This is a genomic window from Solirubrobacter deserti, assembly GCF_027587175.1.
Classification (GTDB): Bacteria; Actinomycetota; Thermoleophilia; order Solirubrobacterales; family Solirubrobacteraceae; genus Solirubrobacter; species Solirubrobacter deserti.
On sequence record NZ_JAPCID010000047.1, the window covers coordinates 25,667 to 41,167 of the forward strand.

The 15,501-nt window shown below is 68.8% G+C and carries 13 protein-coding genes; 5 read left to right on the plus strand and 8 right to left on the minus strand.

The window, feature by feature from the left end; genetic code table 11:
* The first annotated feature begins 274 nt into the window (after positions 1 to 274).
* The 4 genes from OJ962_RS25675 (at position 275) to OJ962_RS25690 (ending at position 5,805) form a co-directional block, all read left to right on the plus strand.
* Complete coding sequence (locus tag OJ962_RS25675; protein ID WP_202958340.1) at positions 275 to 2,515, plus strand: M28 family peptidase; 2,241 nt, start codon at positions 275 to 277, stop codon at positions 2,513 to 2,515.
* Positions 2,516 to 3,480: 965 nt separating this feature from the next.
* Positions 3,481 to 4,188 carry an NUDIX hydrolase gene (locus OJ962_RS25680; protein ID WP_202958342.1) on the plus strand — a complete coding sequence of 236 codons (708 nt, stop codon included), beginning with the start codon at positions 3,481 to 3,483 and terminating at the stop codon, positions 4,186 to 4,188.
* Positions 4,189 to 4,193: 5 nt separating this feature from the next.
* Complete coding sequence (locus OJ962_RS25685; protein WP_270006699.1) at positions 4,194 to 5,165, plus strand: radical SAM/SPASM domain-containing protein; 972 nt, start codon at positions 4,194 to 4,196, stop codon at positions 5,163 to 5,165.
* A 22-nt stretch (positions 5,166 to 5,187) separates the two neighbouring features.
* On the plus strand, positions 5,188 to 5,805 hold the full coding sequence (locus OJ962_RS25690) for an HD domain-containing protein (RefSeq protein WP_202958344.1): 618 nt from the start codon (positions 5,188 to 5,190) through the stop codon (positions 5,803 to 5,805).
* Positions 5,806 to 6,254: 449 nt separating this feature from the next.
* On the opposite strand, the gene OJ962_RS25695 is transcribed toward OJ962_RS25690, so the two are convergent.
* The 4 genes from OJ962_RS25695 to OJ962_RS25710 form a co-directional block, all read right to left on the minus strand.
* A complete protein-coding gene (locus OJ962_RS25695) occupies positions 6,255 to 7,370 on the minus strand; it encodes a hypothetical protein (protein ID WP_202958345.1) in 1,116 nt (371 codons plus the stop codon).
* Positions 7,371 to 7,849: 479 nt separating this feature from the next.
* Entirely contained in the window at positions 7,850 to 8,251 is a 402-nt protein-coding gene (locus tag OJ962_RS25700; protein WP_202958346.1) for a PPOX class F420-dependent oxidoreductase, read from the minus strand.
* A 179-nt stretch (positions 8,252 to 8,430) separates the two neighbouring features.
* Complete coding sequence (locus OJ962_RS25705) at positions 8,431 to 9,852, minus strand: MFS transporter (RefSeq protein WP_202958347.1); 1,422 nt, start codon at positions 9,850 to 9,852, stop codon at positions 8,431 to 8,433.
* A 592-nt stretch (positions 9,853 to 10,444) separates the two neighbouring features.
* Complete coding sequence (locus OJ962_RS25710; RefSeq protein ID WP_202958348.1) at positions 10,445 to 12,031, minus strand: M28 family peptidase; 1,587 nt, start codon at positions 12,029 to 12,031, stop codon at positions 10,445 to 10,447.
* Positions 12,032 to 12,137: 106 nt separating this feature from the next.
* On the opposite strand from OJ962_RS25710, the gene OJ962_RS25715 reads away from it, so the two are divergent.
* Positions 12,138 to 12,893: a sensor histidine kinase gene (locus tag OJ962_RS25715; RefSeq protein ID WP_270006700.1), complete on the plus strand. Its 756-nt coding sequence runs from the start codon at positions 12,138 to 12,140 to the stop codon at positions 12,891 to 12,893.
* A gap of 46 nt (positions 12,894 to 12,939) precedes the next feature.
* Here the strand turns inward: OJ962_RS25715 and OJ962_RS25720 are convergent, their stop codons facing one another.
* The 4 genes from OJ962_RS25720 to OJ962_RS25735 all read right to left on the minus strand — a co-directional run bounded on the left by OJ962_RS25720 (position 12,940) and on the right by OJ962_RS25735 (position 15,401).
* The gene (locus OJ962_RS25720) at positions 12,940 to 13,080 is read right to left on the minus strand and encodes a hypothetical protein (protein WP_270006701.1); all 141 of its coding nucleotides are present in this window, start codon (positions 13,078 to 13,080) and stop codon (positions 12,940 to 12,942) included.
* Between the two features lie 323 nt (positions 13,081 to 13,403).
* A complete protein-coding gene (locus OJ962_RS25725) occupies positions 13,404 to 13,640 on the minus strand; it encodes a hypothetical protein (protein ID WP_202958351.1) in 237 nt (78 codons plus the stop codon).
* 73 nt (positions 13,641 to 13,713) lie between these two features.
* A complete protein-coding gene (locus OJ962_RS25730; RefSeq protein ID WP_202958352.1) occupies positions 13,714 to 13,989 on the minus strand; it encodes a hypothetical protein in 276 nt (91 codons plus the stop codon).
* Positions 13,990 to 14,231: 242 nt separating this feature from the next.
* Positions 14,232 to 15,401, minus strand: coding sequence for a glycosyltransferase (locus tag OJ962_RS25735; RefSeq protein WP_270006702.1), 1,170 nt, complete (start codon positions 15,399 to 15,401; stop codon positions 14,232 to 14,234).
* Between the last annotated feature and the right edge of the window lie 100 nt (positions 15,402 to 15,501).

Consider the following 15,501-nt stretch of genomic DNA (forward strand, 5'->3'; position numbering starts at 1 on the left):
CGGGACCCGGGCCGAAGCAGAGGGTGCTGAGCCCTCGACACGTTCCGCGGGGATGAGGCCGACCTCAACCTGGCCCTCAATGCGGACCTGACGAAGACGACCCGCGGGGGGCGTGCCAGGTTCGCCCGCGGGGTGTTGAGAGACCTCCCACGCTGTGTAGTTGACAGGTTCCCGGGGGACGTCTACTGTCGGCGAGGGTCTCCGGAGACGCAGAAGGACTGGTTCTGCGCCGACCGGCTACATCACGGAGGGGTCAATGAAACACGCGCTACGGATGGCGACGGCGACAGCCGCCATTGGGGCGTTCGGCATCTTTGCCGGTCCTGCGACCGCGCAGACGCCAAAGCCGAGCTACTACGACGAGCTCGTCGGCAATCTCGACGCGGCCAACTCGTTCGAGACCGTCCGTCACCTCGCTGATGACATCGGCGGCCGCTTCTCTGGCACGCGCCAGGAGGACCAGGCCGCCGACTGGCTGAAGCAGCAGATGGACGGGTTCGGATATCAGACCAAGATCGACCAGTACCACGGGTCGGCGACGACTTCGTCGGGCGTGGTTCGCTCGCCGGACACCAAGCTGTATCCCGGTCCGACCTGGATCATGCGTGCCGCCGGCAACTCGCGGATGACCGGGTACGACAATCCGGTCAGCGGCGAGGTCATCTGGATCAACAACAGCGGTGCCAGCGCGGCTGACTTCCCGGCTTCGACCACCGGCAAGATCGCGGCGATCAACAACGTCACGGGCGCGGCGCGTGACACGGCGGTCGTCAACGCTGTGGCAGCGGGCGCGATCGGCGTGATCAACATGGGCACCGGCGCGTCACCGCAGGGAGCGTTCACGCTCACCGCCCCGGCCGCCATCCCGGTGGTGTCCTCCGCCGACGTGCAGTCGGACACGATCAAGGAGCTCTTGTGCGCTCCGGGTCCTGACGGCTCGGTGTTTGCCCCGCACGCGGGCGGTACCGTCGGGCCGACGCAGAACGGCCCCTGGTGCGCCGAGCAGAAGAAGTTGACGCTGACGATCGCAACCGAGACCGTCACCGCCAACGCGGCGGCCACCGTTGACGCTCCCGGCCTGTCGACTCGCGCGGTGATCACCGCGGAGAAGCAGGCGGTCGGCGATGTCTTCGACACGGCGCCGATCGTCGGCATGGGTGGTCACATCGACTCGACGTTCGGCTCGCCGGGCGCGCATGACGACGCCACTGGTCAGGGCATCTGGCTGGAAGTCGCGCGCGTCATGAAGAACGTGCCGCTCGACAAGGAGATCCGCTTCGGCGGCTTCGGCGGCGAGGAGCAGGGCCTGACCGGTTCCACCGCGTGGGGCAACGATCACCTCTATGTCAGCTCTGATCACGACAACAACCCGCTGACGTCGAACCAGGTCGCCACCCCGCGTACGCAGAGCGCTGAGGCCAAGCGCTACATCGGCCAGTGGCAGATGGACATGACCGGCACGACTTTCGCTCCCGCCAAGCTGTGGGCGCTGACGGTCGACGGCAGGCCCAACCGCGTGACCGACGAGGCGTTCAAAGCCGCTCAGCGCAGCGGCATCACGACCGGTCCCGGCGGCTACTTCGATCAGTGCAAGCTGTCGCAGTCCGACCACGTGCCGTTCCACAACGCCGGCATCCCGGCGGCGCTGTTCATCCATCTCGATTACCGCAAGGCGCCCAGCGGCCTGTGCGCGACCGGTACCGGCTCGAATTGCACCGGTTGCAGCTACAACATCGAGCCCGTGTACCACACGGCGCGTGACGCGATGGACAACGTCTCGCAGGTCTACCTGCAGGAGCAGCTCGACGTCATCGGCGCCTCCTACATCTGGAACGCGCTCAACAAGGTCGACGTCAACGTCACCAACGGTTCCGGTCAGCCATCACCCGGGGCGAGAGTGCTCGCCGACTGCGGCGACGGCGTGCGTGACTTCGGCGCCACCGACTCGGCCGGCTACCTCGAGGTCCGCGTCCCGCACGCCACCTGCGATTTCAAGGTCGCCAACGGCACGGCCACCGGCCTCGCCGATGACGTCGCGGTGACCGGCGATCGCGCGCTGGCGGTCTCGATGACGAGCGCCGACGGCACTGTGGCCGGATCGGTCCCGGCGTCGCTGTCGCTGTCGCTGGGCACGCCGGCCCCGTTCCAGCCGTTCGTGCCGGGTGTGGGCGCCACCTACGAGGCGTCGGCCCTGGCGAACGTGACCTCGTCGGCCGGCGAAGCGGTGCTCTCGGTCGCCGACCCGAGCACGGACCACACCGGCCACCTGGTCAACGGCGCGTTCTTCCTGCCGCAGCCGCTGCAGGCCCGCGCTCGCAACGCCGCCAACACCGGCACCGCGTACAAGACCATCGGCTCCAGCGCCTCGCCGCTGAACCTGCTGGCCTACAGCGGCCCGGTGTCCAATGACACCGTGACGCTCGGCTTCAGCCAGCTGATCAACTCGAATGACGCGCTGCGCACGGGTGCCTACAGCAAGACGCTGACCTTCACGCTCAGCACCACCAACCCGTAGTAGACGGCGGGAAGGAGGGGCGGCGCCTCATCGCCGCTCCTCCCCGCCTCCTACTCGTACTGCAGGGCGTTGAGCACGTCCCGGCGGCGATCGCCACCGTCGTGAACACGGCGAGCTCCGCCAGCGGGCAGGCAGCTCCAGGCAGACCCGTCCTTCGGAGCGCCTGGGTGATCAAACCGCCGGGACGGGCCGAGCGGGATGCCCATCGCGGCCCCGTTCAGCGCGGTGATGCTGCTCTCCTGGCGGATCGTGCGCGCGCCTGTCGACGTGTCATGCCTACGCGCGCAGCATCCCGAGCTCACGCGTGCGCTCGTGGACGGCCAGCACGCGCGTGTTGACGAGCCCAAACAGACTCACGGCGAACTCGGAGACCGTCGCGCCGATCAGCCATTTCGTAACGAGCCGATCGCCGGCGCCCCGTTTGGAGCAGCCTGGTCGTCAGGCACGCGAATGTCCGGCGCGGGATCAGCTCGTCGACGCAGGGTGGCAGCCACGAGCATTGCCCTACAGCGCGATCCGATCAACCTCCCCGGCGGCGCCCTTGCGCAGGTCGCGAGACCTGGCCGGCGGCAGCAAGGCTTGACGTGCAGTACCGGCGAGGGTTCTGGGTGCTGAGTCGTCACAACGCCAGTCGGAAGTAGAGCTTTTCGCGGATTTCACCACTTCGCCGCCGGCCGTAGTCGGCGCTGCTCCGTTGCATGGAAACCAGCAGTCACGCTGGCCGGCTTATCCGGAACAGCGCGGACTGCGTAATCCGGGTTTGCTCGTCATCGTTCCGGCCAGGGCGCGGTATCCCGAATCAACCCTTTCGCCCCCAGCAGTCGTCTCGCGTGGCGCGCCCTCGTTGTCCGCCGTTAGTCCGTGCCGTGTCCGGGCGGACGACCGGCGCAGAGGAGGACGCCGTACCGACCTCTATCACTAAGTTGGTCTTGAACACTCCGCCCCTGACGGGATAGGGTCACGCAATGTGGCTCCGCTACGCACGGTACGCGGGCGGCGTCGTCGCCGTAAGCGTCGCGCTGAACCTTGTGGCGAGCTGGCTGGAGGTGTCGTGGGCGCCAGCGAAGCGGGTGTCCGTCGCTCTCGTCGGACTCGGGCTGCTTGCCGTTGGGCTCGTGCAAGGGATACGCAGCGTCTACAGTTGGCTACGTGGTGGGCGATACGCGGTCGAGGCCATAGTCCTCGACGAGCAGCATCACCTCATGCTGTACTGGCACCACTTCCATCAGCGGTTTCTTCCGCCGGGCGGACGTATGGGCCGGCTGGAGCTACCCCACATCGCCATCAGGCACCGTCTTGCCGAGCGCGTCGGTCTTAGCGACTCTCAATACGAATTTGATCCCCGCTTTCAGGCGGTGGACGTCAGGGAATCGCCCTTTCTCGGTCGCGTCCGTCGAGTGCCAGCACCCTTCTTAGTGCAGGTCGAAAGCCACAATCAACGGCGTTTGGTCCGGCTCCATTACGACTTCATCTACGTTCTTCGGACACTAGGCCCGTATCAGCCACCACCCAGCGCAGACGTCGTCTGGACGAACGTGTGCTTCGTGGACCTCGCGACGCTCGAGAACATGGTGCAGAACGCCGAGACGTTCCCGGACGTTCTAGATGCGTACAAGCGCGTGCTTCGGGTCCTGACCGGTCCACACGTCCACGGGGAGCCAGGCGCATCGTGATCCGCGTGCGTTTCGATCCGCGGCACAAGCTGGCGTCCAAAGACCCCATCCCGAGGGGCGTTGAGGTGGTCAACGACTCAGCTACGGTCGCGGCAGAGTCGGAAAAGGGCGTTTCCGCGTGGGCAATCGACAACCGCCTGAGGCCACTCTTCGGCGAGAGATGGTCGGTTGCAACGGAGCGTCCGCTATTTCATCTCGTCTCAGTCGAGACGCAATCTGGCTGCAACTACTCCTGTCATTTCTGCGGGGTGGCGCGGACTGTTGACCCGCGCCCACCCGGCCAGATGAGTTGGCTGAACATCAACAAGATCGCCGACGAGCTCGGGGAGATCGACTATGACGGCCGAGTGGCACTGTTCGGGAACAATGAGCCGCTGCTGGACTCGAGGATTGTCGACATAGTCCGCACGTTTCGCAAGAGGGTCCCAGCCGCTGACATCAGGCTCCTGACGAACGGAGCGCTCTTGAACCCGGATCTTGCCGTCGCGCTGTTCCGTGCTGGGCTTGATTGCCTCGTAGTCAACAACTACACGGACGGAGTGCGGCTTACTCGCCGCGTCCGGGACCTCATCGCGGTGTCGGAGCGCTTCGCTTCGTATGATCTCCGGATCAGCGTCCGTGAGCGCGACGAAATCTTGACCAGTCGCGCCGGCACGGCCCCGAACAAACCGCAGCCAGCAGGACCGGCACGAGGGTTCTGCGCCTTACCGTTTACCGACCTCCACGTCTCCTACACCGGTGACGTCAATCTGTGTTGCTTTGATGCGCACAACCGGTCGTCGTTGGGGAGTCTTGCAACACAAGACCTATTGCAGATCTGGAACTCAGCTGCGTTCACCGCTCATCGAGAACGACTCCTGCTAGGCGATCGTTCAGGCTTCCCGCTGTGTGCGGCGTGTGACTTCGACGGCTTCCGTTCCCCCACGCGCAGCGATCCGCCCATGATCCGTGCCGACCTTGTGGGCCTCGATGAGTAGTTTCCGTACCTCCCACACCGCTGTGGTTGCCGCCACCGAGACTCATGTGAAGAGTCGCCTTGCAGGCGACACGACAGGGCATGACTGGTGGCACGTCGACCGTGTCCGCAGGATTGGCATGCGGATAGCGTCGGCCGAAGGCGCCGACATAGAAGTCGTTGAACTGGCCACCTTGCTTCACGACATCTCGGATCACAAGTTCAATGGCGGAGACTATGAACGCGGTCCTCGTGAGGCTGCCGAGTTTCTGATTAGGGCCGGCGAGCCCGCAACGGTCGCGATGGCAGTCGCCTCCGCGATTCGATCCACGTCGTGGTCGGGCAGAGATCAGGACGGCCCGACTCTTAGCCTTGAGGCGCAGGTCGTCCAAGACGCTGACCGCCTCGACGCGATCGGTGCGATCGGGATCGGGCGTGCGTTTGCCTACGGCGGATACGCACAGCAGCCGATGCATGATCCTTGCGCCCTCGACCCAAGTACCGCAAATACCGTCATTGCCCACTTCTACGAGAAGCTTCTCCGGGTGAAGGACCGCCTACACACTCAGACGGCGAAGCAGATCGCGACTGCAAGAGACGCGTACATGCGCAATTTTCTCCAGAGATTCTACGAGGAGTGGAACGCGGACGACAGCCCGTGAGGCGAAGGTCGCGAACGGAACTGAGCCTTTGAAGAGATGTTGTCGGCAGGCGCCGGGAGGTCCGCTAGTTCGACGAAATTGCCGGGTTTCGCCCAGTGATTGCTGCCGCCCGGGTCCGGCAATCGGCGCGCCCGCGAATAGAGTCGACGTGCGCGTAGTCAGATCGCAGATCACGCGCCCCAGGACGACGGCCGCAGTCTCCTGGCCTGCGAAGCGACTTCTGCTTTGGACGAGAAGCAGAAGCAGCCCTTCTCGACGGTCTAGCCATTTCACACCGCCCCCGACGCGCTGCTGCCTTGCATGTGGCCGGCCCGACCTTGCGCCGATTGCCATCGGGTGCCTGGCTCCGAAAGCGAGGGGTAGTCGGCTAGGCGTGGCGGCCGCGCAGAACGCCGTATGCCAGGCGTTGTGACCAGCGACCGGGGTCCGGTCACTTTGCGGTTCGCGGGCTACAGGAACCGATTCCACAGCGTCTCGCCGCGCCGCGCCTCGATGAACGCGTCCAGCGCGGCGCGGTGCGCGGCGTCGAGCGTCCCCCGGTACGCCTTCAGCTGCGCGACGGTCTCGTCCTGCACGGCGTGCCCGGCGAACGTCCACTCGTCCGCGAACTGGTTCAGCGAGGTGAACCGCGCGTCGTCGTCGAGAGACCGCAGATGGAACGTCTCCATGAACCCGCGCATGTAGGCCATCGCCTCGGTGGCCTGCGTGCCCTTGGAGACCTGCTCGCGGATCAGGCCGTGGTCGAGCGGCGAGATCTTGCCCGCCTTGCGCTGCTGCTCCAGCCACGGCAGGAACTCGAGCTTGGGCTCGGTCGCGCGCCAGCGCTCGACGGCGTCCATCGCCCGCTCGGTGTGATGGAGATGCTCGAACTCGTGCTGGATCGTCCCGCGTAGCGAGATCGGGTCGGCGAACGCGTGCGGGCCGACCTCGAGCATCGGCCGTTCTAGCGGCGTGGTGCGGTCGCTCGCCACCGGTCCCGCCTCGCCGGCGTGTCCACGCGCTTCCTTGTAGTCGATGTTGACGTTGACCTTGCCGGGCGCCTTCGGCTCCTCCGTGCTGTCATGCACGTCGTCGGGTCGCAGGCCGACCTCGGTCACGAGCAGATTGACGAGCATCAGGCGCGCGAGCCGCTTGCGTTCGGCGTCGCCGGAATCGCTGAGCGCGGCGATGTAGTGCTGGCGTAGTGACCAGCCGATCGGGTCCTTGGTCGCCGAGACCCGCGCGAAGCGGACGACGCGACCGACCGCGAGCAGCGCGGGCGTGACATGGGCCGGGGTGTCGAACGGGACCATGTCGGTCGCGTATGCCCGCAGCCTGCCCTCGGCGTCGGCCACGACGACGCCGATCCGCCCCGTGGAAGCCGCCGCGACCGCGGCCTCCTGCTCGGTCTCATACCCGTCGCCGAGCTCGCGTTCGGCGGCCACCTCGATCGTGACCGCGAAGTCGCTCGACGTGATCGAGCCGACGCCGAACGGCGGGTCCAGCGTCTTGGCCGCCTGCTCGCGGCGCCGCGCGAGGCGAGCCGCGGCCTGGTTGCCGGCGCCACGCTGGACGGCCAGAAGCATCGCCGCCGCGCCAAACTCAGCTGCTCCCGGCGCGTCGGCAGACCTCTCGTCCGGCCGCTGGTGTGGGCGTCGTTGGCGCGTGGACGACATTCTCATCGGCGTCCAATAGCTGAGTCAAGTCCCGCGATGGTCGTGACACCCGCACTCCGCGACCTCGGCGATCGAGCGGCCCTCGCCCACCGTCCGGTCGGCTTCGCGCCGCTTGCGGATGACCTGCGTGCTGCTGCCTTCGCGTGACCGCGACAGCGGACCTGGACGGCGCGGCGGCGGACACCGCGCTCTCGCTTTGGACGACGAAGCGAAAGTGGCGCTTATCGACGATCCCGCTCTGTTCATCGTCCGGCACGCCACGCTGCGGCATGCATAGCGCTGCTTGAGCCGTGTGCTCGTCGCCGGGTTGAGGCGCGAGTCACCGGCGCGCGTCGCCGGGAGACACCCGTGGAGCCGCCGGTCGGCGGTACCGCGGAGGCGCCTTCGGCTTAGTGGCCGAGCTGGTGGGTGATCTTGTCGACGACGACCGTGGCGGCGAAGCGGGCGGCTCCGGGAGGCTCGACGTCGATGTGGGAGCCGGTGTACTTAATCGCGATCTTGCGTTCCAGCGCGAGTTCGGGATCCGGTATGAGATCGTCGACGTGTCCGCGCAACTCGACGTACCAAGTGGGGTCTGCCGGGTTGGCGACAACGACCGAGAGGCGAGGATCGCGGCGGAGGTTACGGAGCTTCTGTCGGCCTTCCACGAGGCTGAAGTGGAGCGCATTGTCCTCCCAAAGGAACCACTGCGGGGTGGTTTGAGGAGCACCCGCGGGACCGATCGTCGAGATGAAGGCGATCGCTGTCGACTCGAGCAACGGGATCAGGGGAGGGGGGACGCTCGGAGTCACGGGACCGAAGGCTATCCAGCGAATCCGACCGTAGGGCTTGGACCAGCTTCGCCGTGGGCACCGCCGCGTCCGGCAGCTTCGTCGAGGCCGCTGACGTCGAGGGTGGATTCGCCGCCTGCGGCGCCGCAGCGGTTCTCGCCGCGGCGCTGATCGCTCTAGGCAAGCGGCGAACGACCTGGTCAGTGGACGGCCGCGCTCGCGCCGGCAGCCGGCTTGACCGTCGGCACGGCACTGGCGGCGACTGCGGCGAACCCCAGCGCGATCGCGGCGGCGGCGATGAAGCCGTCCTCGTAGCCGGCGGCGAGCGCGACAGGACCGGTTGCGGTCGCGATGGCCGCAACGGCGGCGAGCACCGCGACTCCGAGAGCGGCGCCCAGTTCGTGCGCCGTCGAGATCAGCCCAGAGGCGAGGCCGAGCTGATGCGGGGCGACGAGCGAGAACGCGGTCACGGATGCAGCAGGGAAGACGAAGCCCACGCCCAGCCCGATCACGACGAGGCCCGGAAGGAGTTCGGGAAAGTACGTGGCACGGTCCGGCGCGATGGCCAGTACGAGCGCGCCTGCCGCGACCAGTGACATGCCCGCGACGATAAGGAGCCGCGACCCGATGCGGGCCATGATCCGGGGCGCGACGTGGGCGGTCACACCGATCGCGAACGCCAGCGGCAGGAAGCCCAGGCCGGTCTCGAGCGCGCTCGCGCCGATCACTTCCTGCATGTAGAGCGAGTTCAGGAAGAACGTGCCGACCAGAATCGCTGTCACTCCGAGAATGACGGCAGCGCCCGCGACCAACGGCCGCGTCCGCCACGTCGCGGGGGGCACGAGCGGCTGAACGGTCTTGGCCTCCACGAGCGCGAACGCGGCCAGCAGGACGATCGCGAGCGCGAGCAGTCCCAGCGTGCGGGTGGAGCCCCAGCCGTGCTCGGCCGCGCCGTCGATGGCGAACACGAGGGTGATCATCCCCGCGACGACGAGCAGCGCGCCGGGCACGTCCAGCGCGCGGCGCGTCGTCGGCACGACGGGCAGGACGCGCGTGGCCGCGACGAGCGCCACGAGCCCGACAGGGACGTTGACCAGGAAGATCCATTCCCAGCTCAGCCACGTGGTCAACAGGCCGCCGAGCACGACGCCGACGGCCGCGCCGGCGCTGCCGATCGCGCTCCACGCGGCGAGCGCGGTCGTGAGCTGACGACCGGTGTAGTACGAGGTGACGATCGACAACGCCGCGGGCGTGAGTAGCGCGGCGCCGATGCCCTGGGCCGCGCGCGCCGCGATCAGCGTCGTTCCGGACTCGGCAAGCCCGCTCGCGAGGGAGGCGGCGGTGAACACGGTGAGGCCGGCGAGGAACACGCCGCGGCGCGAGACCGCATCGGCGATACGACCGCCGAGCAGCAGCAGCCCGCCCGTCAGGAGGACATAGATCGTGACGACCCATTGCAGGTCGTCGCCGCCGAGCCCGAGGTCGTGGCCGATCGACGGGAGGGCCACGTTCACGACGGTGATGTCGAGAACGACCATGAACTGGGCGACCGCCAGCAGGATCAGCGTGGTCCAAGGGCGGGGTGCGTCACCGGCCGAGTGGGAGACGTGCGGGTCGGTCATGGGGAGCTCCGTGGTGGGTTTACACGGCTGTAAATGTAGGCACCATGGTACCTGCCTTTACACGATTGTCAACCCTTGGGTGGTTGCGGCGCACGGCGCTCCTGGTCGCCAGCCTGCGCCGTTGGGCACGCTGGCCCGGGAAGCCCTTGATCGAACCCGCGCGTCAGTTGTGACCGTTGAGTACGACACCAGCCGGACGCGCGGCGGACGGGGGACACAAGCGGCGAAGGCGACGGCATTTCTGCGAATCGTCCCTGCGAGCGCTGAACCCGGGCGCCGCACATATCGATCGCGAAACCGTCAAAGCCTGGCCGCTCGCGGCCGACGGGGGTACAACCGATCTCGTCGTCCCTCAGGCTCCGATCTGGGCCGCGTCCCTCTTCGACGGCTAGATAGGTGAACCCCTGTTCGAGAGGCGCGGGGACGGACATGTGGTCCCGCCCGCCGCGGGTTCGTGTCCCGTCGCTCACCCCTCAAGCGCTCCACGGAGGGCCGCGACAGAGCTTCGCGGGCGGGTGCCGGGGCGCCTTGCGGGCGCCCCGGCGTCAGCCTCAAGCGAGCACTCGACGCGCTCAGCGGGCTGACATGTCGTTCAGCGCGTAGCCTTCCCGCTCTTGGTCAGGCCCTTGCCCTTGCCGGGCTTGCCGGCCACGGCGTTCACCGTCGACGTGTCGTAGGCGAAGGTGAGCACCGAGGTGGCGATCGCGTCGGAGTTCACGTCGAGGGCGTGGACGTTGACGTTGCCGACGAGCTCGTAGTCCTCGCGCAGCGCGTCGTAGAGCGCGACGTTCTGGCCGTCGCCGCGCAGGTTGTCGCAGAACGAGTGGTAGCACGGGTCGAAGGCGGCGCCGGCAACGCCGCCGTACAGCGCGGCTTCGGCGGCCGTCTTGGGCACCTCGGCGCCGGTGAAGAGGCCGCCGGCGGGGATGCCGACGGCGATGAACGGCCCGTAGTCGGAGCGGCCGGAGAACTCACTGTCCTGCGAGGGTTCGCCGCGGTCGGCGTAGAAGCGCTCGAAGACGTCCTCGATCTGGGCCGAGCCCGCGGGGATGAATCCGGGCGCGGCCGTGCCGCCCGAGTTGTCGCCGTCGTAGATGCCGAACATGTAGTTCGGCGAGGCGACCATGTCGAAGTTGAGGTAGAGCGCGATGTCGTCGAGCTCCTCGTCGCTGAGGTTGTCGACGTAGTGCTCGGAACCGAGCAGCCCGGATTCCTCGGCGCCCCACCACGCGAAGCGGACGGTGTTGGTGGTCTTGACCTTGGCCATCTGGATCGCGGTCTCCAGCAGCGCGGCGCTGCCGGACCCGTTGTCGTTGATGCCCGCCCCGTCGTGGACGCTGTCCAAGTGCGCTCCGGCCATCACGACGTTCTCGTCGTTGCCGCTGCGGGTCTCCGCGGTGACGTTGTAGGTCGGGCGCCGGTCGGCGACGTAGTCGACCGTCACGGTCACGGTCGCGCCGGGCGTCGAGGCGAGGTTCTGGCCCGCCTCGAAGGTGGCGAAGACGGCGGGGATGCGCAGGCCGGTGGCGTCGCCGATCATGTTCAGCAGCCCGGTGCGCCCGGGCTGGCCCTCGTTCATGACCACCACGCCGGCCGCTCCGGCGGCTTGGGCGTTGAGCACCTTGACGTTGAAGCCGCACGTGCCGCGCTGGACGAGCGCGATGCCGCCCGCGGGGAAGCCTGCGAAGTCGGCTGTCTCGCAGCCGCTGGAGCTCGAGTTGTCCGGCCCGGACGGGTTGATCACCAGGTCCACCGGGACCAGGGGGCCCGTCGCGGTGCCTTCCGGGCTGCCCGTGTCGAACGTGTTGCGCAGGAAGTCGGTCCCGTGCACGAACTCGCGGGGGTTGGGGGAGACGCGGGTCAGCTTCGAGTTCTCCTCGAAGTAGTCGAACATGAACTCCTGCACCTCGGGCTCAAAGCCCGCCTGTTCGAGCTGCTCGACGATGTAGTCGACCGACGCGTCGTATCCGGGAAGCCCGGACGCCCGGTTCCCGCCGTTCTCGTCCGCGATCTCCTGCAGTGCCTCGAGGTGCTCGAGCACGCCGTCGGGCGTGATCGCCTTGGTGAGCTTCTTGACCGTGTTGTTGTTCGGCGCGGCGTACGCCGGGACCGCCACGAGCGCTGTGGTGAACGCGCACGCGACGGCGGTGGCCGCCGATACCGCTCGAAGTCTTGCCATGAACCGCCCCTCTCGTAGGACTCAGCGCCGGTGTGCCACCGGGCTGCTGTCAATGCCGTAACGCGACAGGACGCCGTGGGTCGGGCGGTATCGGGCTGACTTTCGTGTGCGCCGCGCTCGCGCTTGTTACGGTCGGTCGAGCATGAACAGCGATCTCGGGTCGAGCGCAGCACTCGCGGAAGAGCTGCAGGCGTCGCGCACGCGAATCGTCGAGGCGGCCGACGAGGCGCGCCGGCGGATCGAGCGCGATCTCCACGACGGGGCACAGCAGCGGTTGGTCACCGCGTCGATGCTGCTGAAGGTCGCCATGCGTGGCGCCGCCGACGATTCGCGGCTGCGCGAGGACTTGGAGCGAGTCGCGGCTGAGCTCGATGCCGGGCTCGGCGAGCTCCGGGAGCTGGCGCGCGGCATCCATCCGGCGGTGCTGACGGCCAAAGGCCTGAGCGCCGCGATCGACGCGCTGGCGGCGCGTTCGAGCGTGCCGGTGCGCGTCGTCGGCTCACTGCCCGCGCGGCCCGCGGCGGCGGTCGAGCTGGCGCTCTACTTCACCGTCGCCGAGGCGCTGACGAACGTCGCCAAGTACGCGGCGGCGACCGAGGTGGTCGTCACGATCGAAGGTGACGACCAGCAGGCCCAAGTCGAAGTGCGCGACGACGGACGCGGCGGCGCGGATCCGACCGCCGGATCCGGCTTGCGCGGGCTGGTTGACCGGCTCGGGGCGCTGCGTGGGCACCTCCACGTCGAAAGTCCCGAGGGCGGCGGGACCGTCCTGCGGGCCGTCGTCCCGCGTGACCCGCACGATCCGCGCGCGGATACGAACTGCGGTTGTTGTGCCGTGGGTCAGTGCCGGTGCGCGGCCTGACCGTCTAACGGGGCTGGCCTGGCGCCCCTGCGCCGGCCCCAGTCGCTCAAGTGGCCGTCGCCTGACGCTGTGCCGACGCGGTGAGAGCGGCGAGGATCGCCTGGACGGCGGTGGTGCCGCTGAGGGAGGCACGGGTCGCCGCGGAGACCTCGCGGCTCGGCTGGTTGTCGCGGGCGAGCGGGCGCACGACGACGTCGCTGCGCAGAACGCCGGGCCCGATGTCGCCTAGACCGGCCCCAGATCTCGACTCGAGACGCGATGAGATCATCCGCTCCGCGCGGTCCCTCGCCGAGTCGGACGGCTGGGCCGCCGTCACGATGCGTCGCCTCGCGGGAGAGCTGGGCGCCACCCAGCCCGTGGTCTACTCGGCGTTTGCGAGTCGCCAGGCCGTCGTCGACGCGGTGGCGCTCGAGGGCTTCGCGAACCTTGCCGCGTCGCTCGAGGCGGTGACGCCACGCCCCTGGCGCGAATGGGCGCGTATCCGGACTTCGCAGCCGCCCATCCCCGGGTCTACGAAGCGATGTTCTCGATGCCGTCCGGCTGCCCTTTGCGGCCGACGACACCCCGAAGCCGCTGCGGCGCGCGTTCGCCGCGGTGCAGGACGCCTTCCCGGACGGCGATGGGACCCGGGCAGAGGTCGTCTGGTCTGTGCTTCACGGCCTGGCCACCCTCCAGGCCGGTGGGCGTCCACGTGCGGACCATGCTCAGGCGCGGCTCGAGCTCGCCCACGCGCTGCTCACCGACCAAGACGCCGCTTGATGGGGCGTGGGCCCGACCGGCCGGCCGGGCGGGCCCATCCGCGCTCGGCGGCGCCGGTCGATCAGGCTCCGGTGGCCGGAGCCGGCACCGGCGCCGGGCTGAGGTTCGTGACAGGGTTCTGCAGCGGCCGGTTGAAGACGGTGGACGGCGCGAACGGAACCTGGACCGCCTCACGAGCGGTCGGGCCGCTCGTGGAGCCGGCGCCCGCTCCGTCGCGTGCGCCGAGTTCGGCGCCGACCATGAGCACGAGCGCCGTCAGCGCGAGCGCGAGCAACGCGGTCCGCATCGTGAACCGCGGAAGCCGCCGGGACGGGAACTGCAGGACGTGCACGTACATCACCTCCGTGTCAGAGCTCTCGGTCGTAAATGGGGATAGGCGGGGTCGAGCGCGCGTCAACCCCTCACAGCGCCGGGACGGCGCCGGTGTACGGCGGCCGAGGCGGCCGCCGCCGGATGCGTTCGCTGATCCTGCGCGCGTGTCGCTGGAGAACTGCGGTCATCGTGGGTTCCTTTCTGGTCGGCTCAGTCGGGCAATTAGGCCGCCGGTCCCCATCCGTCAACGGGCGCAGAAGACGCGGGTCAATGGCGCGCGCACGGCCGTGGGCGCCGCCAGGAAGCCGCCCTCGAACACCGAGCGGACCGCAGACGCCACCCTGCCGGCACCGGCGCGCCGGCTCCCGGCAACGGCCTCGCGATCGCGCGGTACACCGCCGCATAGCGCTGCGCGACGGCCTTCGGGCCGAACCGTTCCTCCGCTCGGGCGCGGCACCGGTCGAGGTCGATCGCATCGACGCGGTCGAGAGCCGCGGCCAGCTCGGCTTCGTCGTTGACGAACACTCCCGTGCGACCGTCGTCGATCACCTCCAGTGCCGAGCCACGCGGAGCGGCGATCACCGGCGTGCCGGCGGCCATGGCTTCGACCATGGTCATCCCGAACGGCTCCACCCACATGGTCGGCATGAGGATCGCGCGGGCGCGCCTGAGCAGTTCGCGCTTGCGAGCGCCGCCGAGATCGCTGACGTGTGTGACCTGCGGTCCCTCGACGTGCGGCGCGATCGCCTCCGAGAAGTAGGCCTCCGCCTCGCGCTCGACGGCACCGGCGAGGACGAGTGGCCGGCCCGCCGCTCGAGCGACGCGGATGGCCCGGTCCGCGCCCGTGCCCGGCGCGATGCGGCCGACCCACAGCAGGAAGTCGTCCTTGGCGGCGCTCACGACCTCGACGGGGTTCGGGACGACGGCGTCGACCCGCACCCCCGCGGGTCCGGCCGCCGCGTGCGCGCGGGACAGGCAGACGAGCGCGGCCTTGGCGCCGTGGGCTCGATACCAGTCCCGCGTGGCCTCGTCGAACGGGCGGTGCACCGTGTGCACCACGGGCACGGCCAGCCGATCGGCCATGGCCAGCGCGGTCCACCCGGAGTGATCGTGCACCAGGTCGAACGGCATGCCGTCCAACTCGGCCCGCTCGATCGCGGCGAACGCGCACGCCGCGTGGTCGGCCTCGACCATGCTCGAACCGACTTCTCGCTCGTGCGCGCGGTCGAGCACGCTCACGATCCGCGCGAGGCTGCGGGAACCGGGAGCGGCGTACAGCGTCACGTCGTGGCCGGCGGCGACCAGCGCGTCGGCGAGCGACGCCAGCGCCGCTTCGACGGCACCGTCGCTGGTGGGTGTGACCGGCCGCCACGGCGGGGCCAGCAGCGCGATGCGCAGCGGGCGATCCTCCTCCGCCGACGCCAGCGCACGGTCCAACCGTTGCGTCGTCTGGTCCGGCTCAGCGCAGTGCCGCCGGCTCGTCGCGGGCGGCAGTAGACCGTTGTCGACCATCGGCGTCCTCCAAGTGTCGCTTCCT